The organism is Nocardia sp. NPDC059154 (assembly GCF_042755705.1).
GTDB lineage: Bacteria > Actinomycetota > Actinomycetes > Mycobacteriales > Mycobacteriaceae > Nocardia.
In genome coordinates, this window is record NZ_JBHZCS010000023.1 from 62,115 (window position 1) to 80,723 (window position 18,609).

The following is an 18,609-nucleotide window of genomic DNA, read 5'->3' on the forward strand; positions in this document are numbered from 1 at the left end:
GTGCCCCCGGCACGAATGGGTCCAGGCACCGGCTGTGGAGCCGCTTCGACTGCGGCAGCACGGATGTCATGGCTTCAACCCCATGTCCTGGCCGATGATCTCGCGCATGATTTCGTTCGTGCCGCCGTAGATCGACTGCACACGGGAGTCGACGAACGCTCGCGCGACCGGGTACTCGCGGATGTACCCGTATCCGCCGTGCAACTGCAGGCAGCGGTCGGCGACCTTGAATTGCAGTTCGGAGACCCACCATTTCGCCTTGGCGGCCAGCACCGGCGTGAGCTCGTGACGTGTGTGCAGCTCGATACAGTGATCGACGAAGACCCGTGCGATGTCGAGCTCCGTCTGCAGCTCGGCGAGCACGAAGCGGCTGTGCTGGAAGGTCCCGACCGGTTGGCCGAAGGCGGACCGCGACTGGACGTACTCCAGAGTCCTCGACAGGACGCCCTCGGCCGAGGCCGCCGCCATGACAGCAAGCGACAACCGCTCCTGAGGAAGGTTCCGCACGAGCTGATAGAAGCCCTTGCCGTCCTCCGGTCCCAGCCGGTTCGCCGCGGGAACTCGGACGTCGTTGAAGAACAGTTCGCTCGTGTCCTGACCGTGGAGGCCCAACTTGTCGAGATTCTGTCCTCGCTCGAATCCCGGCATACCGCGCTCGACGACGAACAATGTGAGGCCGCGGTGCCGATCCTGTGAGGTGCGTGCGGCAACCACGACGAAGTCGGCGTTCTGACCGTTCGTGATGAAGGTCTTGGACCCGTTGAGTATGTAGTCGGTGCCGTCGCGGCGGGCGGCGGTCTTGATGCCCGCCAGATCGCTACCTGCCGCGGGCTCGGTCATGGCGACTGCGGCGATAGAGTCACCGGAGGTCAGTCCGGGCAGCCATCGCGCCTTCTGCTCGCTGTTGGTCAGCTCCGTGAAATACGGTGCCGCAACATCATTTTGGAGAGCAAGCCCCAATCCAACGGATGCGTAACCGGCACGGGCGAACTCTTCGTTGACCACAGCGCTGAACCGCCAGTCATCGATCCCCGCGCCACCGAATTCCGCAGGCGTTCCGAACATCAGCATGCCGAGGTCACCGGCAGCGCGGAACAGCGACCGATCCACCAGACCGGCGGCCTCCCACGTCGCGTAGTGCGGTGCGACTTCCTTGTCGATGAAGGCACAGACCATCCCTCGAAAGGCCTCGTGCTCGTCGGAGAAGGCTGGGCGAATGGATGATTTAGACATTGGACTCCTTGCGGTGCGCTTCAACGGCCACGGAAGGCCAACCTGTCGAATCGGCCAGGGCACTGCGGATCTCACTGCTGTGCTCACCAGGTGTGGGCTGTCGTCGTGGAAGCGGTGCCGGTGTTCGATCGAACCTCGGCGCCGGTGCCGGCTGCTGTACACCGTCGACCTCCAAGAACGTCGAACGTGCACTGTTGTGGTCGTCCTCGATCGCTTCGGCCACGGTGAGAACGGGGGAAACGCATGCGTCGGTGCCCTCGAAGATCTGCAGCCACTCGTCGAGGGTGCGTCGCCGCACGATCTCGCCGACCCGTTCTGTCATCGCGGGCCACAAGCTCGCATCGTCATGACCGGCGATCCAGTCGCCCTCCGCGGCCACGCCGAGGCCGCTGAGGAAGGCCCGATAGAACTGGGGCTCGATAGCGCCGACACTGAGATACCGATCGTCCGCGGTGCGGTAGACGTGGTAGAAGTGCGCGCCCCCATCCAGCATGTTGGAAGCTCGTTCGTCCGTCCATAGATCAGCCGCTCGCCACGCGTGAAGCATCGTGGCCAGCAACGCCGAACCATCGGTGATCGCCGCGTCGACAACCTGACCGACGCCGGTCGCGTTGGCGTGGTGAACGGCGGCCAGGAGGCCGAATGCGAGCAGCATTCCTCCACCGCCGAAGTCACCCACGATATTGAGCGGGATCACCGGAGCACCGTCGCGCGGCCCGATCGGATCCAGCACCCCTACACGCGAGATGTAGTTGATGTCGTGGCCGGCACGCTGCGCCAGCGGGCCGCTCTGCCCCCAACCGGTCATTCGCCCGTATACGAGACGAGGATTCAGAGCGAGGCACTCATCGGGGCCCAGACCCAGCCTTTCGGTGACGCCCGGGCGATAGCCTTCGATAAGGACATCGGCCGACGATATGAGCGTCTTCGCCACCTCGAGGTCGCCCGCGTCCTTGAGATTCAGCTCGATCGAACGGCGATTGCGGTTGAGTAGATCCTTGTGCGGCGGTACGGGATTGCCCGCATGCCCGCCGGCACGATCGATCCGGATCACGTCCGCGCCGAGGTCGCCGAGCAGCATTGCGGCGAACGGCGCCGGCCCGATGCCGGCGAGTTCGACAACTTGGAGCCCGGCCAAAGGACCGGTGCTGCTATCTGCCGGAATGTGGTCGAGACTGGGCCGACTGCTGGTCATCGGTCGTTGCCGCCACGCCGGAGCAGCTGTGTTGCGATGGCATGCTTGTGCACTTCGGTCGGGCCGTCGTACAGGCGGAATGCGCGAATGTCACGGAAGATCATCCCGATCGGCGTCTCGTCGGAGATCCCGATGCCACCCAGAACCTGAACACAACGATCGGCGACGCGGAAAAGCTCTTCGGACACAAGCGCCTTGACCATCGAGCTTTCGTGACGACCCTTCTCCCCCTGATCGAGTTGCCAGCACGCCCACCAGATGGCAAGTCGGCACTGCTGGAGGGCAATCTCGTTGTCGGCCAACATGAATGACACACCCTGGTGCTCCGCGATCGGCTTGCCGAACGCGGTCCTGGTGCGTGCATGCTCCACCGCGATCGATTGCGCGCGCTCGGCGGCACCCAGCCAGCGGCTGCAGTGCGTGAGCCGCGCCGGCGCGAGACGAAGCTGGGCATAGCGCAGTGCCTGACCGACCTCACCGAGAACAGCGCTCTGCGGAAGTTGCACGCCTTCCAGATCGACTACGGCATGTCCCTCGACGTAGTTGCGGTCCATCGTCGACATCACACGTTCGATGACGATCCCGGGCTGGTCTCCTCCGCAGATGAACAAGGTCGGCCCATCGGCGCCGAACTCGTTCGGTTCGACGTCGGCCATGATGATCCAGGTTCCAGCACCGGTCGCCCCGGTGATCAGCCACTTCTTACCGGTGATGGTGTAGGTGGTGCCGTCGAAGATCGCCTTCGTGGTGAGCTGCTTCGGATCCGACCCGGCGCCACCCGGTTCGGTCATCGCAAACGCCGAGCGCTGGTGCCCCTCGATGACAGGACGCAGGTACGTGTTGGCCTGCTCCTCGTTCGCGATCTTGGAGAGCAGGAACATGTTGCCCTCGTCGGGCGCGGCACAGTTCATCGCCACAGGTCCCAGCGTCGACCAACCCGCAGCCTCGTACATGACTGCCTGTTCCACATGCGAGGGTCCGCGTCCGCCGAAGCGCTCGGGCGCCTGCATCGTGAGGAAACCGCGCTTGCGAGCGAGTTCGACGAGTTCAGCACGAAGCTCCTCCGTCGGACCATGATGCGTCACTCGCGGATCGGTCTCGTAGGGCACGACCTCGTCGATGACAAATGCACGAATCTCTGCACTCAGTTCAGCGATTTCCGAAGGAATACTGAAGTCGATCATTGTTCTCCCTCTATGAGATTTACGGCGCGCTCGAACAGGCGCAACGTCGTCGTATGGAGCTCGGCCCCGATTTCCTTGTCCGCCAAACCGGCTGCTGCACGGGCGTTGGTGCCTTCGAGAATGATGCCGAGTTTGAAGCAGGCCAGGACGGTGTACCACGTGATGCCCGAAAGGTCTCGATCGCTGTTCGAGGCATACCTTGCGATCAACTCGGCCGGCTGCGGCAGGCCGGTCGATTTCATGAACGCGCCGCCGAAAATACTCGGAGCCTGGGGTAACTGCCATGTCGCGAGCAGCCAGCCGAGATCGAGCAGCGGGTCCCCGATGGTCGACATCTCCCAATCGACGATGGCAACGACGTTCGGCGACGAACGGTCGAACATCACATTGGCCGAGTGAAAGTCGCCGTGAAGAATGCCCGGCTCCCATACACTCGGTTGATTACGCTTCAGCCAAGTCGCGATTCGCTCGATATCGGGAATATCAGGGCCGGCATATCCATCGAACATTCGATAGGTGTCGAGTTCGGCAAGCCAGCGGGGAACCTGACGCTCGAGAAAACCGTCCGGCTTGCCGAAGTCCGCCAGACCCACGGCCTGATAGTCAACCGTGCCGAGCATCGCCAGTGCATCGACGATCTGCATGGCCATTTCTCTCCGCATAGCGGGGTCACTCGAATACGCTTCAGGAAGCTCGAGACTCGCATTGAAGCCATCGATGGGCTCCATGAGATAGAAGATCGCGCCATCGAGGACCGCGGGGTCGTCGCAGAGCCCTATCAGACGAGGATGCGGCACCCCGGTCCCAGCCAACGCAGCGAGGACGCGAGTCTCCCGCGCGATGGCGTCGTTGCTCCGGGGCCGGAGGTGACGCGGTCCACGCCGCAGGACATAGCCACGCCCGTCGCGAGTAAATCGCAGCATGATGTTCTGTGTGCCCCCACCGAGAGTCTCCAGTGCGGTGAGGGGTCCTGCGCCCAGGCCCGAATCGGTCATCCACGACTCGATCGCGGTAAGCGCCAGCTGGTCGACGGCGGACATGGTCAGCCCCGCGGATTCGAGCCGACGAGCGGGTCACCGACGATCGCGGCGCGGGCGATCGAATCGTCCGCAGCCTGGATAGTTCGAGCGAGATCCACGAGAGTCTGCCGGTCGTCATCGTCCCGGACACTGATGGAGAACTCGACATCGGTGACTACCGAGGAAAACCGATCGAGGAGCTTCTTCCCGATCTCGTCATACGTTCCGATCACCGCGAACTGGTTGAGCACCTTGTCGTCGATGAGCACAGGGAGCTCCTCCCAACGCTGGCCCTTGGAGAGGACCTTCGCCTCCTCGGCGAGATCGCCGAGCCCGAGATGTTCGAACGCGGCGAAATATCCCGGCGTGGACGCGTAGAACGCGATACGCGCCCGGGCGTCACGCACCTTCGGCGCAAGCTCCTCCTCGGTCCGAGCGGACGCCACCAACGGCTTCATGCACACCCGGAAGGAGTCCAGGCTCCGGCCCGATCGGCGCGCACCCCGCTGAACTGCCGGGAGCATCACGTCCTCGATATAGGACGGGGTACAAACCGGATGCGGCCGAATCCCGTCCGCTACCTCACCTGCTACCGCGCACATACCCTTGTTGACCGAGGCCAGGTGAATGGGAATATCGGGGTGCTCGATCGGGCCCGCATCGAAGAGCGGAACCATCAAGGACAGGTTGTAGTGCTCGCCGGCGAAGTCGAGCGGTGTCCCGTTCTGCCAGCACTCCCAGACAGCCCGGACCGCCTGGACGTATTCGCGCATCCAAGGAGCGGGCGGCGCCCAGGTCATCCCGTATCGGCGCTGGATGTGACCACGCACCTGCGTTCCCAGACCCAGCGTGAAGCGCCCTCGGGAGAACTTCTGCAAGGTCCACGCGTTCAACGCCATGACGGTGGGGCTTCGCGGAAATGCGATCGTCACTCCGGTGGTGAGCCGCAACCGCCCGGTGTGCTCGGCCGCCAGTGTCAAAAGCGTGAAGGGATCGTCTTTGGTCTCTTCGACAACCATCCCGCCGTAGCCGACCTCTTCCAGCAGCTTCGCGTTCTCCGCGACCGACCAGATGTCCAGCGGCGTATCAGGTGTCCGCAGACCTGGATCGACCTTCCCCAGCGGAAGCAGTGTCTCTAGTCGCACCATCTCTCCTAACGTTGCGATTGCGCGCAAATCGACGTTAGGAGCGCGTCCGGCGACCAGACAGGACAGAAACTGCCGGATCACTTCACCGTCGCGGTCACGGGTGACCCATTGGATCCTCCGGCCGGAACTGACGGGCGATATGCGCTCGATACTGACCCGGGCTGAGGCCGGTCCAGTGCTTGAAGGCACGAGTGAAGGCGCGGGTCTCCGCGTATCCGACGAGTTCGCCGATCTGCTGAACTGACATGGAGCTGCCGATCAGCCGCTGGACAGCGATATCCCGCCGGATGCTTTCCTTGATCTCGCGATAAGAAGTCGACTCCTCCCGGAGGCGGCGACGTAGTGTCGGCTCCGCGAGGTTCAGTTGCCGCGCCAACTCCGCGAGCGGCGGAAAATCCAGCGGAAGAGTCCGGCCCGCTTGCAGCGAGGTGCGAACTCGTCGCGCCATACTTTCCTCGTCCCCGGGCACCATCATGAAACCCACCGGAGCTACCGATAGAAACTGTTTCAACTCCGCGCGAGTGCGGACAACGGGTTGCTGCAGGAAGCTCCGATCGAACCATATGGCCGTCTCATCGGAGTCGAAAACATGCTCACAGCGAAATATGTAGCGAAGCTCATCCGCATAAGCGGATGGTCTGGGGTAAGCAAACGTGACCTTCCGCAATGGGGGTAATGCGCCGGCGAGCCAACCGATCAGCCTGTACCAGATTGTTGTCCAAAATTCGAGAAAGTAATGTTCGGGGTCGAGCTCAGGACGCGCAAAAGTGATACTGAGCCGAACGGTCTCCGGATCATCGGTCAAAGTCATTCGCATCGAATCGCAGACAAGGGAATAGAACAGCACTCCTTTGCGGAGAGCGCGCTCCACAGACGGCTCCGCCAAGGCCGTGTGTGCCATCATCGCGAACGTTCCCGGGCGGGCCGGACTGGCCAAGAATCCCATGAACTCGTCGTCCAGCGCATACCACACCAATTGCACAAGTCGCGCCAGCAGTTCCACATCGCCGCGCCAGGCGGGGTCGAAGACACTGTCACGGTCGAGTCCGACATTGGCGAGGAGCACGTCGGCATCGAGCCCGCAACGTTCAGCGCCTCTGAGGGTCGCCTGGAAATAGTGCGCACAAGACGTCGGCATTGCTCCCGCTCTCGGACCGCTGGGCTGTACAACAAAGATAGCGGGTCGAGACCGGGCCGGAACAAACCGTCAGCCGGCACTGCCACGCGGTGACGACCATGACCAGACCACCGGCGAGTCGGCCACGCTCGCGGCGCCATGAGACCTTTGTGCAGGCCGACGACTCGGACCGGCCGCGAGCGACCAGCGTTCGAACGGATCGGCGACACTCGCGCGTATACTACCTGCGACCCTGTCAATGGTTGATGAACAGAATTAGGGGCCTGAGTTCCGTTGCGTTTGTCGGTAACACGCGAAGACTATTTCGAGGCCGCGATGCAGATACTCGCGTCCCAAGGACACCACGCATTGAAGATGTCCAGCCTGTGCAAGGAGCTCGGCGTCACCACCGGCTCCTTCTACAATTATTTCGGCAACTGGGCAAAGTTCATCCCAGCATTGTTGACGCACTGGGAGGAAGAACGAACTCGACGCATCGTCGAATTGTCCACCCATCCCGCGAATCCGACCGAGCGAGTCCATCTAATGAAAGAACTCGTGATCGCGATTCCGCATGATGCCGAAGCGGCGATTCGCGCCTGGAGCAATGGCGATCCAGTCGTGGCCGAATTTCAGCGGCGCGTCGACGCGGGTCGGCTACAGGCGTTGCGGTGGGTTATCAGCGCAGTGGTCCAGAATCCTGAACGGGCCGACCTGCTCTCATCAATGGGGATGACCCTGCTCATCGGGACTCAGTCGTGGCGCTCCCCCGTCGATACCGAGGAGCTGCGGCGCCTGTTCGACGAGTTCGAGGTTCTCATCGGCAACGGCGCCGACACGACCGCTCACCGATGAGCATCGCGTCGGCACCGCTGCGCACGGCACCGGTCAGTACGTACTACATCGGCTCATGACTGCGTGATTCGGCGGGTGTACGAAGCGCGGGCGCTCTTGTCAAATTTCAGGAACGTGTCGTACGCCCCGAGACGTCGGCTGAGGAAGTCGCGGAGTCGCCGACCGATCAGAGAATTGACGCTGATGACCAAGCCGACGATCCCCGGCACGTAGACGTCCGCGCGCGGCTTGACGATCGCATCGGCGATCGCGGCGGCGACGTCATCGGGTTCGACCACGGGGATCAGTTTCGTGGCGGTAGTACCGGCGATGAGCTCGGTGTTGGTGAAATGCGGCAAGATGCAGGTGAATCGCACACCGCTACCGCTGTATTCGACCCTGGCCGTCTCGGTCAGCGCGACCACGGCCGCCTTCGTACCGCAGTACGTGAGCCCACCGGGCACCGGTGTCTTTCCCGCGGTGGATGCGACGTTGATGATATGGCCGGATCCGCTCCCAACCATGGCCGGGAGCGCAAGGTACATGCCGTACAAGCAACCCAGGACATTGATCTCGACGGCACGCCGGTGGACATCGGCCGACTGCTCGAGAAACGCACCGATGGGCATGATCCCGGCGTTGTTGACGAGTACATCCAGGGGCCCGGATGCGGTGGCCTGCTTGATGAATGCTGCGAATGACTCGCGGTCGGAAACGTCGAGTGGGTATGCCTGGACGTCGGGGCCGATCGCGGCTGCGGCCTCGATCGCCGACGCTGCGTCCAGATCCCCGATGATGACGGTCGCACCCAGACGATGCAGCAATGCCGCGGTGGCGAGGCCGATTCCGCGCGCCCCTCCGGTGATCGCGATTCGACGATTCTGGAGACTTTTGTTTTTCATGAGTTGTCCTTGGTTGCGGGCGGCGATGGCCGCTACGGACGAGGGGTTCACCGGTCGGTGGGATTACCGGCCGGCTGGAAGGTGGTCAGAGGTCAAGAACCAGACGGGCGGATCGACTTCGCGACACACATGGCATGAAGCATCCGTCTGCACGGTCGTCGTCGGTCAGCACCGAATCCCGGTGATCCGGTTCGCCGTCGAGTGCCACCGTCTCGCAGGTACCGCAGATTCCTTCACTGCACGAGCGGAGAACGAACACGCCGTTCTCGGTGGCCACATCGAGAATCGATACCCCCTTGGGGACCATCGCCGTCACGTTGGACCGCGCGAATTCGACTTCGAACTCGGTATCGTCGCCCTGGCCCTCGGTCTGCTTGGGAGCGAACCGCTCGATATGCAGGCTGTCCTTCGGCCAGTGCACAGACCCGTCCTCGACGGCCCGCAGCAACGGCTCCGGCCCGCAGCAATACACCAACGTGCCGGGGGCAGGAGTCGTCAGGACCGACGCCAGGTCGAGCCTGCCTTCGGTGTCCTCCGGCTGCACGCGAACGCGGTCGCCGTAGACCGCGAGCTCGTCGAGGAAGGCCATCGATGAACGCGTGCGCCCACCGTAAAGCAGCTGCCAGTCTGCGCCGACGGCCGCAACTGCACGGATCATCGCCCTGATCGGCGTGATTCCGATTCCGCCGGCGATGAACTGGTACCGCGGTGCTGGATCGAGACGGAAGTGATTGCGCGGACCTCCCACCCGGACTCGGTCGCCCTCGGCCAGTGTGTCGTGGGCATAGGCCGATCCGCCGCTTCCGTCTGGCTCGCGCAGGATCGCAACCCGGAACCGGAAGCGGTCGTCCGCGTCACCACACAGCGAGTACTGCCGGATCAGATCACCGGCCAAGACCAGATCGATGTGCGCTCCGGGCTCCCATGCCGGCAGCTGGCTGGAGGATCTCAGCACCAGTTCAACGACGCCGTCCGAGACGAGTCGTTTGGATTCCACGGTCAGCGTCCGCTCGACCTCGACCGCAGGGACTCGAGCAACGGGCAGCGGGTTCATGTTTCTCCTCCATCCAGACCATCCAGTGAAACATAAGCTGAGTTATGATTAATTTCAAGGACTTGTTCCCGATCACTTGTTCAGATGTAATATAAGCTACGTTACATATGAACGGAGGATCACGTCATGACGACAGACACCAGCAAGCGCACCTACGACGACATCGAGGTCTCGAGTGAGGCGTTCTGGGCACAGTCCGCACGGGAGCGCGACAAGTCGTTCGCGGTGTTGCGCCGGGAGCGGCCAATCTCCTGGCAGCCTCCGGCTTACGGTTCGCTGATGCCGGATCCGGACGATCCCGGTTACTGGGCGGTGGTTTGCCACGCGGATGTCGTCGCCGTCAGCAAGGCCAACACGATCTTCTCCTCCGCGCCCGAGATGGGTGGCGTCATGTTCGAGAACATGCCGGCCGACCTGCTCAGGGCGAGTCAGTCCATCCTGACGATGGACGAGCCGCAGCATGCAATCACTCGGAAGCTGGTCTCGTCAGCGTTCAGTCCGCGACAAATCCGCGTCATCCAGCAGCAGATCACCAAACAGGCCACGGCGATCATCGACGAGTTCCTCGAGGAAGGCCCCCGCGACTTCGTCGAACAAGTCTCGATGCGACTTCCGATGTGGACGATCTCCGAGATGCTCGGCGTCCCCGAGAACCAACGAGCGCGGATGGTCAAGGCGGTCGACGATATGGTCGGCTACAACGACCCTGAGTACATCGGCGACCGGAATCCGTTCGAATGCGTTATGGGCGGCCTCATGGAGCTGTACGACATCGCCCAGCACCTGATCGAAGCTCGGCGCTCGGCGCCGGCCGAGGACCTGATGACCGCGCTGGTGGCGGCCGAGGTCGATGGACATCAGCTCACCGACGAAGACATCATGTCGTATTTCACCCTGCTCGCGATCGCCGGCAACGACACCACCCGCAACACCACCAGCCATGGCATGAAGGCCCTTTTGGACCACCCGGAACAGAAGGCGCTGCTGGTCAGCGACTTCGATCGCTACATCCCGACCGCCGTCGAGGAATTCCTGCGCTGGGGTACCGCCGTGATGACCTTTCGCAGGACTGCATTGGAGGAAACCATCATCGGCGGGCAGAAGATCGCGGCCGGAGACAAGGTCGTCATGTTCTATCCGTCGGCCAACCGCGACGAGCGGGTCTTCGAAGACCCCTGGCGGTTCGACATCACCCGCAACCCGAACCCCCACGTCGCTTTCGGTGGCGGCGGCGTGCACTTCTGCCTCGGCAACCACGTCGCACGCATGCAGATGCGCGCACTGTTCCGGGAATTGATCACCCGCGCGCCAGACCTCCAGCTCGGCGAGCCGGAGTACGTCACCGGTCACTTCATGCACGCCATCAAACGGATGCCATGTTCGCTGTGAGCGCTCACAGGTCCATGACCCGAGCGCCTTGATCGGTGTCCCGGCCGCGATGGGTCAGCAGATCCAGGGCGTCGTCCAACTGCACGACAGGTTAGAACCCACCAATGGTCTCTCCGCGCAGATCATCACAGACGCCAGGACCTACAGCGCTACCGCCTCACCCACTCGCGGCCTCGGGAGCACCGCCGCCCGCCGCGGGTTCCGCCGTATGAGTTCGCTTGTCTCCGACGGGATCCGAGGACCTACGAACAGGGAGTCCAGGGCATGTACATCGTGGCGACCCGCACCGACTACTTCGAAGCGGCGATAACGCTCCTGGCTGCGGAGGGCGGCGAACGACTCGAGATCACGCCATGTGCCGAGCGCTCAATGTAACACCAGGCTCGTTCTACGGGTACTGCGAGGACAAGTGACCTTATCCGACGACACCGATACAACCACCCCGGTCGGCGGTCCAGCTCTGGACGATTCGGTTCCGCAACTGCCTGTGGCCGTGGCAATCTCGCAGGCACGGCGAAGGAAACCCTGCTGATCGACGTGATGGGTTATCCGCACCTGTGCCGGGGGTGTGGTGCGATGCAGAACTGGGTGTGGGCAGTGGAAGCGCGAGCGCTGGGCCGAGGCGGCATGGTCGAGGCCATCGCCGCCGACCAGGAGCTCCCGGTGGACATCGCGCGCGGAGTGCTGACCGCGGCGGCCCATCCAGAGGCCGCGGCCCTGCTCGGGCAGCGCCGCGAACGCGGGCACGGGTTCAATCCGAACATCTGCGGACGATGCGGGCACCAAGAGTCCTGGCACTCACTGGAAACCGTCGTCGTCGAGGGATTCCACCGGCCCCGCATCATCATCGCCAGCGCACCGCACCCGGTCACCGAATGGCGCGAGCTCATGGGCGCACTCAACAACGGCGCCCGCTACTGGTATGTGGGCCGCTGATCTCCCCGCTGCGCCTCCAGGGTGAAAGGCCCGGATTATCAGCATCTGCTGATAGTCGGCTGGCGGAGCGCACCGTGCTGTGCCCAGAGCATCTCGCCGACCAAACAGATGTGCCGCCATCGCGCGGGTAATCGCGATGGCGGCACGACGCGCCACCAAGGGGTAAGTCGTGACGCGTGCTCTGCGGCGCGCCTACAGCGAGGGCCGGGTGGTTGCCTACGCGGCGGGAGCGCAGACGCGATACCGGGCTCGGTAGCGCGGGTTCTTTCAGCGAGGTTCTACATCAGGGCATGGCGCTATCAAGCCCTTCTCGTTCCCTAGAGCCGCTCGATGATGGTTGCGTTGGCCATACCGTTGCCCTCGCACATTGTCTGCAAGCCGTACCGGCCGCCGGTGGCCTGCAGATGGTTCACGAGCGTCGTGAGCAGCCTCGTACCGGACCCACCCAGCGGGTGGCCGAGCGCGATCGCGCCACCACGCGGGTTCAGACGCTCAGGGTCGGCTCCGAATTCGTGCTGCCATACCAGCGGTACGGGTGCGAACGCCTCGTTGACCTCGTAGGCGTCGATCTGGTCCAGCGACAGCCCTGAACGTGCCAGCACTCGCTCGGTCGCCGGGATCACACCCGTCAGCATCAGTAGCGGATCACTGCCGGTCACGGCGAAGGTGTGGAAACGTGCCTTGGGCTGCAGCCCAAGCTCATTCGCCTTCGCTTCGCTCATTATCAGGACGGCTGAGGCCCCGTCGGCCAGCGGAGAGGAGTTACCTGGTGTGATCCGCCAGTCGATCTCCGGGAAGCGTGCGGCGATCGCCTCGTCCCGGAACGAAACGGCAAGCCGGGCCAACCCGTCTGCGGTGGTATCGGGACGCACAGTCTCGTCGACGGTTCGCGCCACGCCGTTGTGCAAGATCGGCAAGATCTCGGCGCCGAAACCGCCCGAATTCTGAGTGGCGGACGCCCGGGCGTGTAACGCGAAAGGTTCGAGTCCCGGCAGTTGGTGTGTCTCCAAGGGGGCTGCGGCGGTACCGGTCGAGATTCGACCGATAGAGGGGTACGACGACGGTGCCGACAAACCAAGGGCAGGTCAGCACCGCCGCCGCATCATTCAGCGGGGGGCCATGCGGATGGCGCCGTCGAGACGGATCGTCTCGCCGTTGAGCATCGGGTTCTCGACGATGTGGCGCGCCAGCGCGGCGTACTCCGCCGGGTCTCCGAGCCGGGACGGGTGCGGCACCTGGTTGCTCAGGGACGCTACCGCCTCCTCCGGCAGAGAATTGAACAGCGGGGTGTGAAACAGGCCCGGAGCAATGGTGACCACACGAATCTTCAGATCCGCCAGGTCGCGTGCGATCGGCAGGGTCATACCGACGATGCCGCCCTTGGACGCCGAGTATGCGGCCTGCCCGATCTGTCCGTCGAACGCGGCCACCGACGCGGTATTGATGATCACGCCGCGTTCTTCACCGAGCTGCTCGTTCACCGAAATACGCTCGGCCGCAAGGCGAATCACATTGAAGGTGCCGATGAGGTTGATGTTGACGACCTTGGCGAAGTCCGCCAGCGGGAATGCGCCCTTCTTGCTGACGGTCTTGCTCGAGGTGCCGATACCCGCGCAGTTGACCACGATGCGGAGCGATCCCAACTGATCTGCTGCCGCGACGGCCTCAGCGACGTCGGACTCACTGGTCACGTCAGCGGCGGCGAACACCACCCCGTCACCCAGTTCTTTTGCGATCGCCTCACCGTCGGAGGACGGAAGGTCGACGATGACGACCTTCGCGCCTTGTGAGTGCAGCTCACGAACGGTGGCGAGCCCGAGTCCCGATGCGCCACCGGTCACCAGAGCAACCGCATTGTTGAGTTCCATCTGAATCTCCTCCTGGACAGAAACACTGGAGAGTCGGCCGTCAGCGACTCTCGCAACCGCTCGACGATCAGCCACCAGCCCCGTCACTCCTTCACCAGGCGCAAGCCTTCGGTCGGACGATTCACGACGGCAGGGCAAACCGCAGCAACCCCGCCATTGGGCTCGGGAGTCGCTATTTCGATTGCAGAGAAACATAACATAAGTCATACTATCTTTACAAGACGCGGCAGCCCACTGGCGCTACCGGGTCTTCCCAATCGGCTCCAGCGGAGGAGACAGATATGTCCCAGTCAGCCACGCAGCACCCACCAGGAGCGACCACTTCGAACCCCGTCGTAGACGATGCGCCGCCGACGCCGATCCCCGCAGTGGTGAGTCGCCTGCGCGCCACCTTCGATTCGGGCCGGACACGTCCTGCGAAGTGGCGCAAAGAACAGCTGCTCGCCCTGGAACGCATGCTCAGCGAACGCGAGGACGAGCTGGTCGCCGCGCTCGACAAGGACCTGGGCCGGCCGAAGACCGAGGCGTGGATGGCGGATCTGGCTCCCGTGGCAGCCGAATCCCGCTACGCCCGAAAGCATTTGACGTCATGGATGCGTAAACAGCGAACACGCGTTCCGGTGAGCGTGATGCCGGGAAGCGCCTGGTACCAGTACGAGCCGCTCGGCGTCACGCTGGTGATCGGGCCGTGGAACTATCCCGTATTCCTCGCTCTCGCCCCACTGGTCGGCGCACTCGCCGCGGGCAACTGCGCCATCGTGAAACCATCGGAGCACACGCCGACCGTGTCCACCCTGCTTGCCGAACTACTGCCGCGCTACCTGGACGCCGATGCGATAGCCGTGGTCGAGGGCGGTGCCATGGAGACCCAGGAGCTGCTCGACCAAGGCCTCGACCACGCGTTCTTCACCGGTGGTCCGGAGATCGCCAAGGCTGTAATGGCAGGTGCCGCAAAGCATCTCACCCCCGTCACCCTGGAACTGGGCGGCAAGAGTCCAGTGATCGTGGCCGAGGATGCGGACGTCAGGGTGGCTGCCCGCCGGATCGCGTGGACCAAGGCGATGAATTCCGGGCAGACCTGTGTCGCCCCCGATTACGTTCTCGTCACCGCCAAGATGCGAGAGCGATTCCTGACGGAACTGCGCACGGCGATCACGACATTCGGTGCAGGTCAGGACACCTTGCTGCCGTTGGTCAACACTCGCCACGCAACCCGCATCGAGAGGCTTCTGAGCGATTGCGGCGGCGAGATCGCGTTCGGCGGGACTGTCGATACGAGCGGCGCACGCGCGGAGTTGACGGTTATCGTCGATCCAGCGATCGACTCTCCGCTGATGACCGAGGAGATCTTCGGCCCGTTGCTCCCCGTGATCACCGTCGAATCTCTCGACGCTGCAATCACTCACGTCCGGCGCGGCCCCAAGCCGCTGGCGGTCTATCTGTTCAGCTCGAATCGCACTGCGCAGCAGCGCGTTCTGAACGAAATCAGTAATGGCAGCACAGTGATCAATCACCTCATGTTCCAGGTTCTGGTGCACCAGTTGCCCTTCGGTGGCGTCGGGAACAGTGGAATGGGCACGTATCACGGCCGCTGGGGATTCGAGACATTCAGCCACCGTAAATCTGTGGTACGCAAGCCTTTCCACCCCGATCCGGATATTCTCTATCCCCCGTATACCTCGTTCAAGGAGTGGTTGCTGCGACGCGTGTTCTGATCGGCTTCTCCGGACCGACACAGCACGTGTTCCATTACCGCGCGGCCGGGTTCCGAACTGCGGGATACCCGGTCGCGGACCAACCCTTCCACGTTGACCACGCTTACACCGCAACCCAGCCACGCCGGACAGCGAACAGCACCATTGAGGGGTCTGAGTTCCTTTGCGTATGTCGGTAACACGAGAGGACTACTTCGAGGCCGCGATGCACATTCTCGCGACCGAGGGTCACCGCGCGCTGAAGATGTCGACCCTCTGCAAACATCTGGGCATCACCACCGGTTCGTTCTACAACTATTTCGGAAACTGGGCGAGTTTCGTACCCGCCTTGTTGACGCACTGGGAGGTGGAACGCACTGCGCGAATCGTCGAACTGTCATCCAGGCCAGTGGATCCCGGCGGACGGATCCGCCTGCTGAAGGAGCTGACCGTTCAGATCCCGCACGACGCCGAAGCGGCGATCCGCGCTCGCAGCAACGGGGATCCCGTTGTGGCTGAGTTTCAGCGCCGTGTCGACGAAGCACGATTCGAAGCCCTGCGGAACACGGTTCGAGGCAGGGTCCACGACGAGGCACGGGCCGAATCACTCTCGATCATGGGAATGAGCTTGCTGATCGGGATCCAATCGTGGCGCTCCCCGGTGGACACCGGGGAGCTGCAACGCTTGTTCGACGATTACGAGGCGATCATCAACAGCTGCGCCGACAACGCCGATCACTGATTCGCGGCGCGTCCTTCCTTCCGACCCGCCACGATCAGCAATTCGTCGAGCTCGGCACGCATGTCCTGAATCAACCCGTCCGAGTCGGGCACTCGGGCAGGATCCGCCGTGACTGAAACGAACATGGTGCCGTTGTAGCTCAACGCGGCGATGGTCAGCGCGTGAGTCGAGGTGAGGGGGGCGGAACCGAGCAGGCTCCGCAAGCGCCGACCACAGAAGTACATCGGCGTGGCCGGCCCTGGAACGTTGGTGCACGTCAAGTTGAACAGCCCCGACCGAAGTTGGACATAGCGGTTCACGTGCCTGGAGAGAAACGGCGGGATCAACCCGCCGAGCGCCAGCAGCGCCGCGGTGTCGTTCGCCTGACGCCATTGCTCGCTGCGGTTGGTCACCGAACCGACCGATGCCAGCCGACCGATCGCGCTGTCCGCATCGATGGGGAGCCGGGGAAAGGTAAGTCCGATCCGATTGCCCAGCGTTCCCCGTTCACTCGCTTCACGAATCGAGACCGGCACGAATGCGAACATCGGCGTCGGCTGTTCACCCCTCCGCTCCGTGAACCGTCGCAGCGCCCCTGTGATAACGGCCAACATCACGTTGTTGATCGTTGTGTCGCACGCCGACTTGACCTGTTTGAACTCGTCCAACGGGATCGAGAGCCAGCTGTTGTGGCGATATGCACTCGACTCGCCGCGGTTGAGCGAACTCGCCGGCGACTGCCCGATCAGCCGCCCGATACGGATGACTCCGCCTGCGTTCCGCACGGTGCGACCGAGATGCCGCACCGAGGAGACCAAGGCCGTAACCAGGTCTTCGACAGCATCAAGGAGGCCCCGGCCGATCAGTCCGATTGATCTTGGAGCGGCCTGCACGTTCCAAGTACGGGCCGCAGGCATCGTCGCATCCGGGTCCGACGAGAACAGAGTGCTCACAACATCCATGATGGAGATGCCGTCGACCATGCTGTGATGCAGCTTGATCGCAATGGCGAACTTATCATCCGGCAGCCCGGTCACCAGGTGCATCTGCCACAGCGGCTTGGTCATGTCCATTGCGATCGAGGACAGCTTGTCCCCGAGTTCGTTCAGCGCTACGGCGTCCCCCGGTTGCGGTACTTCGATGACACCGACATGGTCCCTCAGCCGAAAGTTGGTCGCGTAGACCCATTCTGGACGGTGCAGCGCTCCCGGCACGAACGCGATTCGCTGGCCAAACCTAGGGATGTCGGGTAGGCGCCGCTCGATCGCCAGAGCGAACTCATCGAAGTCGAGCGCTGGTCCGTCGAATACCAAGAGCGCGAACAGATGTGCACGATTTGCCGAATCCTCCACGTCGAGGAAGGCCACATCCATCGGACTCAAACGATCTCTTGTCATACCGTCTCCCCTGCAACGTATTTCACCCCAACCACGAAGTGGTCGGGGCCACCCTCTATACATAAGAGAGTTTACGTTACATCTCATATCTTTCACGCCGAGTGAGAACATCCACACCTACGGCGATCGAGTCGCCCGATTCGGGCAAGTCTGATAGTTGCGAGGAGACGGAGACCGAGAACCACAACAGCGCACCGCTTCCGAGACGCATTGATCGCTGGAGAGCTTGAACCAGTTATGGCGCCGCTGAGGCCCGACCTCAGGCTCTTCGCTCTCTCGCTACCATCGGCATGGTCATCGACTGCTCGAGCAGCGTCTACGCGCTGCTCTCGAGCATCAGGGTCGGCGACCGCGATCTCCAGCGGATCGACCTGCTCGAATGTGACGCTGATGATCAGATCACCACACTCACCATCATGATTCGCCCGTTGGGCGGCTCGGCTCCGTTACGGGATGCCATCTCGGCCGCTGCGGGAAAGAACTGACGACACTCGATGACGCGAATGCGGTTCGGCACCAACCTGATTCGGTTGGGTGCGGATACCGACCGCATCGGCTCACATGTCGATCATGCCGCCGACCTATCGTCTGGCGAGGGCGGTGGTGGCGGTGCCGGGCAGAGGATTCCACACTACGGGCCAGGTTGATGTTGTGCGTGACGATCAGGATCGTCGCGTCGATCTGCGCGTTGATATCGATCAACAGCTGCGAAAGATAGGTGGTGCGAACCGGATCCAGACCCGAGTCCGGCTCGTCGACCAGGATGATCTGCGGGTCCAGCACCAGCGCACGGGCCAGGCCGGCACGCTTGCGCATACCATGGTGCGCACTTTTGAGTGCGGCTGACCGGCGTGCCGTGCTACTTCGATGCAAACGGCATATGGGCCCGCAATGAGCTCTCGTCACCACTCGGTCTCG

The 18,609-nt window shown here is 63.0% G+C and carries 16 protein-coding genes and 2 pseudogenes; 6 read left to right on the top strand and 12 right to left on the bottom strand.

Annotated elements, in window-relative coordinates; translation table 11 throughout:
* Window positions 1–66 precede the first annotated feature (66 nt).
* The 6 genes from ACFXN1_RS20950 to ACFXN1_RS20975 all read right to left on the bottom strand — a co-directional run bounded on the left by ACFXN1_RS20950 (window position 67) and on the right by ACFXN1_RS20975 (window position 6,917).
* A complete protein-coding gene (locus ACFXN1_RS20950; protein ID WP_379437974.1) occupies window positions 67–1,233 on the bottom strand; it encodes an acyl-CoA dehydrogenase family protein in 1,167 nt (388 codons plus the stop codon).
* A complete protein-coding gene (locus ACFXN1_RS20955) occupies window positions 1,226–2,428 on the bottom strand; it encodes a CaiB/BaiF CoA transferase family protein (protein ID WP_379437973.1) in 1,203 nt (400 codons plus the stop codon). Before ACFXN1_RS20955 ends, ACFXN1_RS20950 begins: the two co-directional genes overlap by 8 nt.
* The gene (locus ACFXN1_RS20960) at window positions 2,425–3,612 is read right to left on the bottom strand and encodes an acyl-CoA dehydrogenase family protein (RefSeq protein ID WP_379437971.1); all 1,188 of its coding nucleotides are present in this window, start codon (window positions 3,610–3,612) and stop codon (window positions 2,425–2,427) included. Before ACFXN1_RS20960 ends, ACFXN1_RS20955 begins: the two co-directional genes overlap by 4 nt.
* Window positions 3,609–4,652, bottom strand: coding sequence for a phosphotransferase family protein (locus tag ACFXN1_RS20965; protein ID WP_379437970.1), 1,044 nt, complete (start codon window positions 4,650–4,652; stop codon window positions 3,609–3,611). Before ACFXN1_RS20965 ends, ACFXN1_RS20960 begins: the two co-directional genes overlap by 4 nt.
* Before the next feature lie 2 nt (window positions 4,653–4,654).
* Complete coding sequence (locus tag ACFXN1_RS20970) at window positions 4,655–5,776, bottom strand: TIGR03617 family F420-dependent LLM class oxidoreductase (RefSeq protein ID WP_379437968.1); 1,122 nt, start codon at window positions 5,774–5,776, stop codon at window positions 4,655–4,657.
* A gap of 97 nt (window positions 5,777–5,873) precedes the next feature.
* Entirely contained in the window at window positions 5,874–6,917 is a 1,044-nt protein-coding gene (locus tag ACFXN1_RS20975) for an AraC family transcriptional regulator (protein ID WP_379437967.1), read from the bottom strand.
* A gap of 315 nt (window positions 6,918–7,232) precedes the next feature.
* Here ACFXN1_RS20975 and ACFXN1_RS20980 point away from each other — a divergent pair, with 315 nt between their 5' ends.
* On the top strand, window positions 7,233–7,751 hold the full coding sequence (locus tag ACFXN1_RS20980) for a TetR/AcrR family transcriptional regulator (RefSeq protein WP_379438040.1): 519 nt from the start codon (window positions 7,233–7,235) through the stop codon (window positions 7,749–7,751).
* A 53-nt stretch (window positions 7,752–7,804) separates the two neighbouring features.
* Here ACFXN1_RS20980 and ACFXN1_RS20985 read toward each other — a convergent pair whose 3' ends face one another.
* A complete protein-coding gene (locus ACFXN1_RS20985) occupies window positions 7,805–8,632 on the bottom strand; it encodes an SDR family oxidoreductase (RefSeq protein ID WP_379437965.1) in 828 nt (275 codons plus the stop codon).
* 85 nt (window positions 8,633–8,717) lie between these two features.
* A complete protein-coding gene (locus ACFXN1_RS20990) occupies window positions 8,718–9,686 on the bottom strand; it encodes a PDR/VanB family oxidoreductase (RefSeq protein ID WP_379437964.1) in 969 nt (322 codons plus the stop codon).
* 126 nt (window positions 9,687–9,812) lie between these two features.
* On the opposite strand from ACFXN1_RS20990, the gene ACFXN1_RS20995 reads away from it, so the two are divergent.
* Together ACFXN1_RS20995 and ACFXN1_RS21000 are read left to right on the top strand one after the other, a co-directional pair.
* Entirely contained in the window at window positions 9,813–11,075 is a 1,263-nt protein-coding gene (locus ACFXN1_RS20995; RefSeq protein WP_379463653.1) for a cytochrome P450, read from the top strand.
* 576 nt (window positions 11,076–11,651) lie between these two features.
* Window positions 11,652–12,011, top strand: coding sequence for a hypothetical protein (locus tag ACFXN1_RS21000; protein WP_379437961.1), 360 nt, complete (start codon window positions 11,652–11,654; stop codon window positions 12,009–12,011).
* Window positions 12,012–12,328: 317 nt separating this feature from the next.
* On the opposite strand, the pseudogene ACFXN1_RS21005 reads toward ACFXN1_RS21000, so the two are convergent.
* Both ACFXN1_RS21005 and ACFXN1_RS21010 read right to left on the bottom strand, forming a co-directional pair.
* Window positions 12,329–12,979: pseudogene (locus ACFXN1_RS21005) on the bottom strand (thiolase family protein); the annotation flags it as partial.
* 138 nt (window positions 12,980–13,117) lie between these two features.
* A complete protein-coding gene (locus tag ACFXN1_RS21010; protein WP_379438039.1) occupies window positions 13,118–13,879 on the bottom strand; it encodes a 3-hydroxyacyl-CoA dehydrogenase in 762 nt (253 codons plus the stop codon).
* A 281-nt stretch (window positions 13,880–14,160) separates the two neighbouring features.
* On the opposite strand from ACFXN1_RS21010, the gene ACFXN1_RS21015 reads away from it, so the two are divergent.
* Both ACFXN1_RS21015 and ACFXN1_RS21020 read left to right on the top strand, forming a co-directional pair.
* The gene (locus ACFXN1_RS21015; RefSeq protein ID WP_379437960.1) at window positions 14,161–15,594 is read left to right on the top strand and encodes an aldehyde dehydrogenase family protein; all 1,434 of its coding nucleotides are present in this window, start codon (window positions 14,161–14,163) and stop codon (window positions 15,592–15,594) included.
* 169 nt (window positions 15,595–15,763) lie between these two features.
* The gene (locus ACFXN1_RS21020; RefSeq protein ID WP_379437958.1) at window positions 15,764–16,315 is read left to right on the top strand and encodes a TetR/AcrR family transcriptional regulator; all 552 of its coding nucleotides are present in this window, start codon (window positions 15,764–15,766) and stop codon (window positions 16,313–16,315) included.
* Here the strand turns inward: ACFXN1_RS21020 and ACFXN1_RS21025 are convergent.
* On the bottom strand, window positions 16,309–17,691 hold the full coding sequence (locus ACFXN1_RS21025; protein WP_379437957.1) for a wax ester/triacylglycerol synthase family O-acyltransferase: 1,383 nt from the start codon (window positions 17,689–17,691) through the stop codon (window positions 16,309–16,311). The two genes, ACFXN1_RS21020 and ACFXN1_RS21025, sit on opposite strands and share 7 nt — an antisense overlap.
* 290 nt (window positions 17,692–17,981) lie before the next feature.
* Between ACFXN1_RS21025 and ACFXN1_RS21030 the strand changes: the two genes are divergently transcribed.
* Window positions 17,982–18,176: a hypothetical protein gene (locus tag ACFXN1_RS21030; RefSeq protein WP_379438048.1), complete on the top strand. Its 195-nt coding sequence runs from the start codon at window positions 17,982–17,984 to the stop codon at window positions 18,174–18,176.
* A gap of 142 nt (window positions 18,177–18,318) precedes the next feature.
* Here ACFXN1_RS21030 and ACFXN1_RS21035 read toward each other — a convergent pair.
* A pseudogene (locus ACFXN1_RS21035) lies at window positions 18,319–18,510 on the bottom strand (AAA family ATPase); the annotation flags it as partial.
* Between the last annotated feature and the right edge of the window lie 99 nt (window positions 18,511–18,609).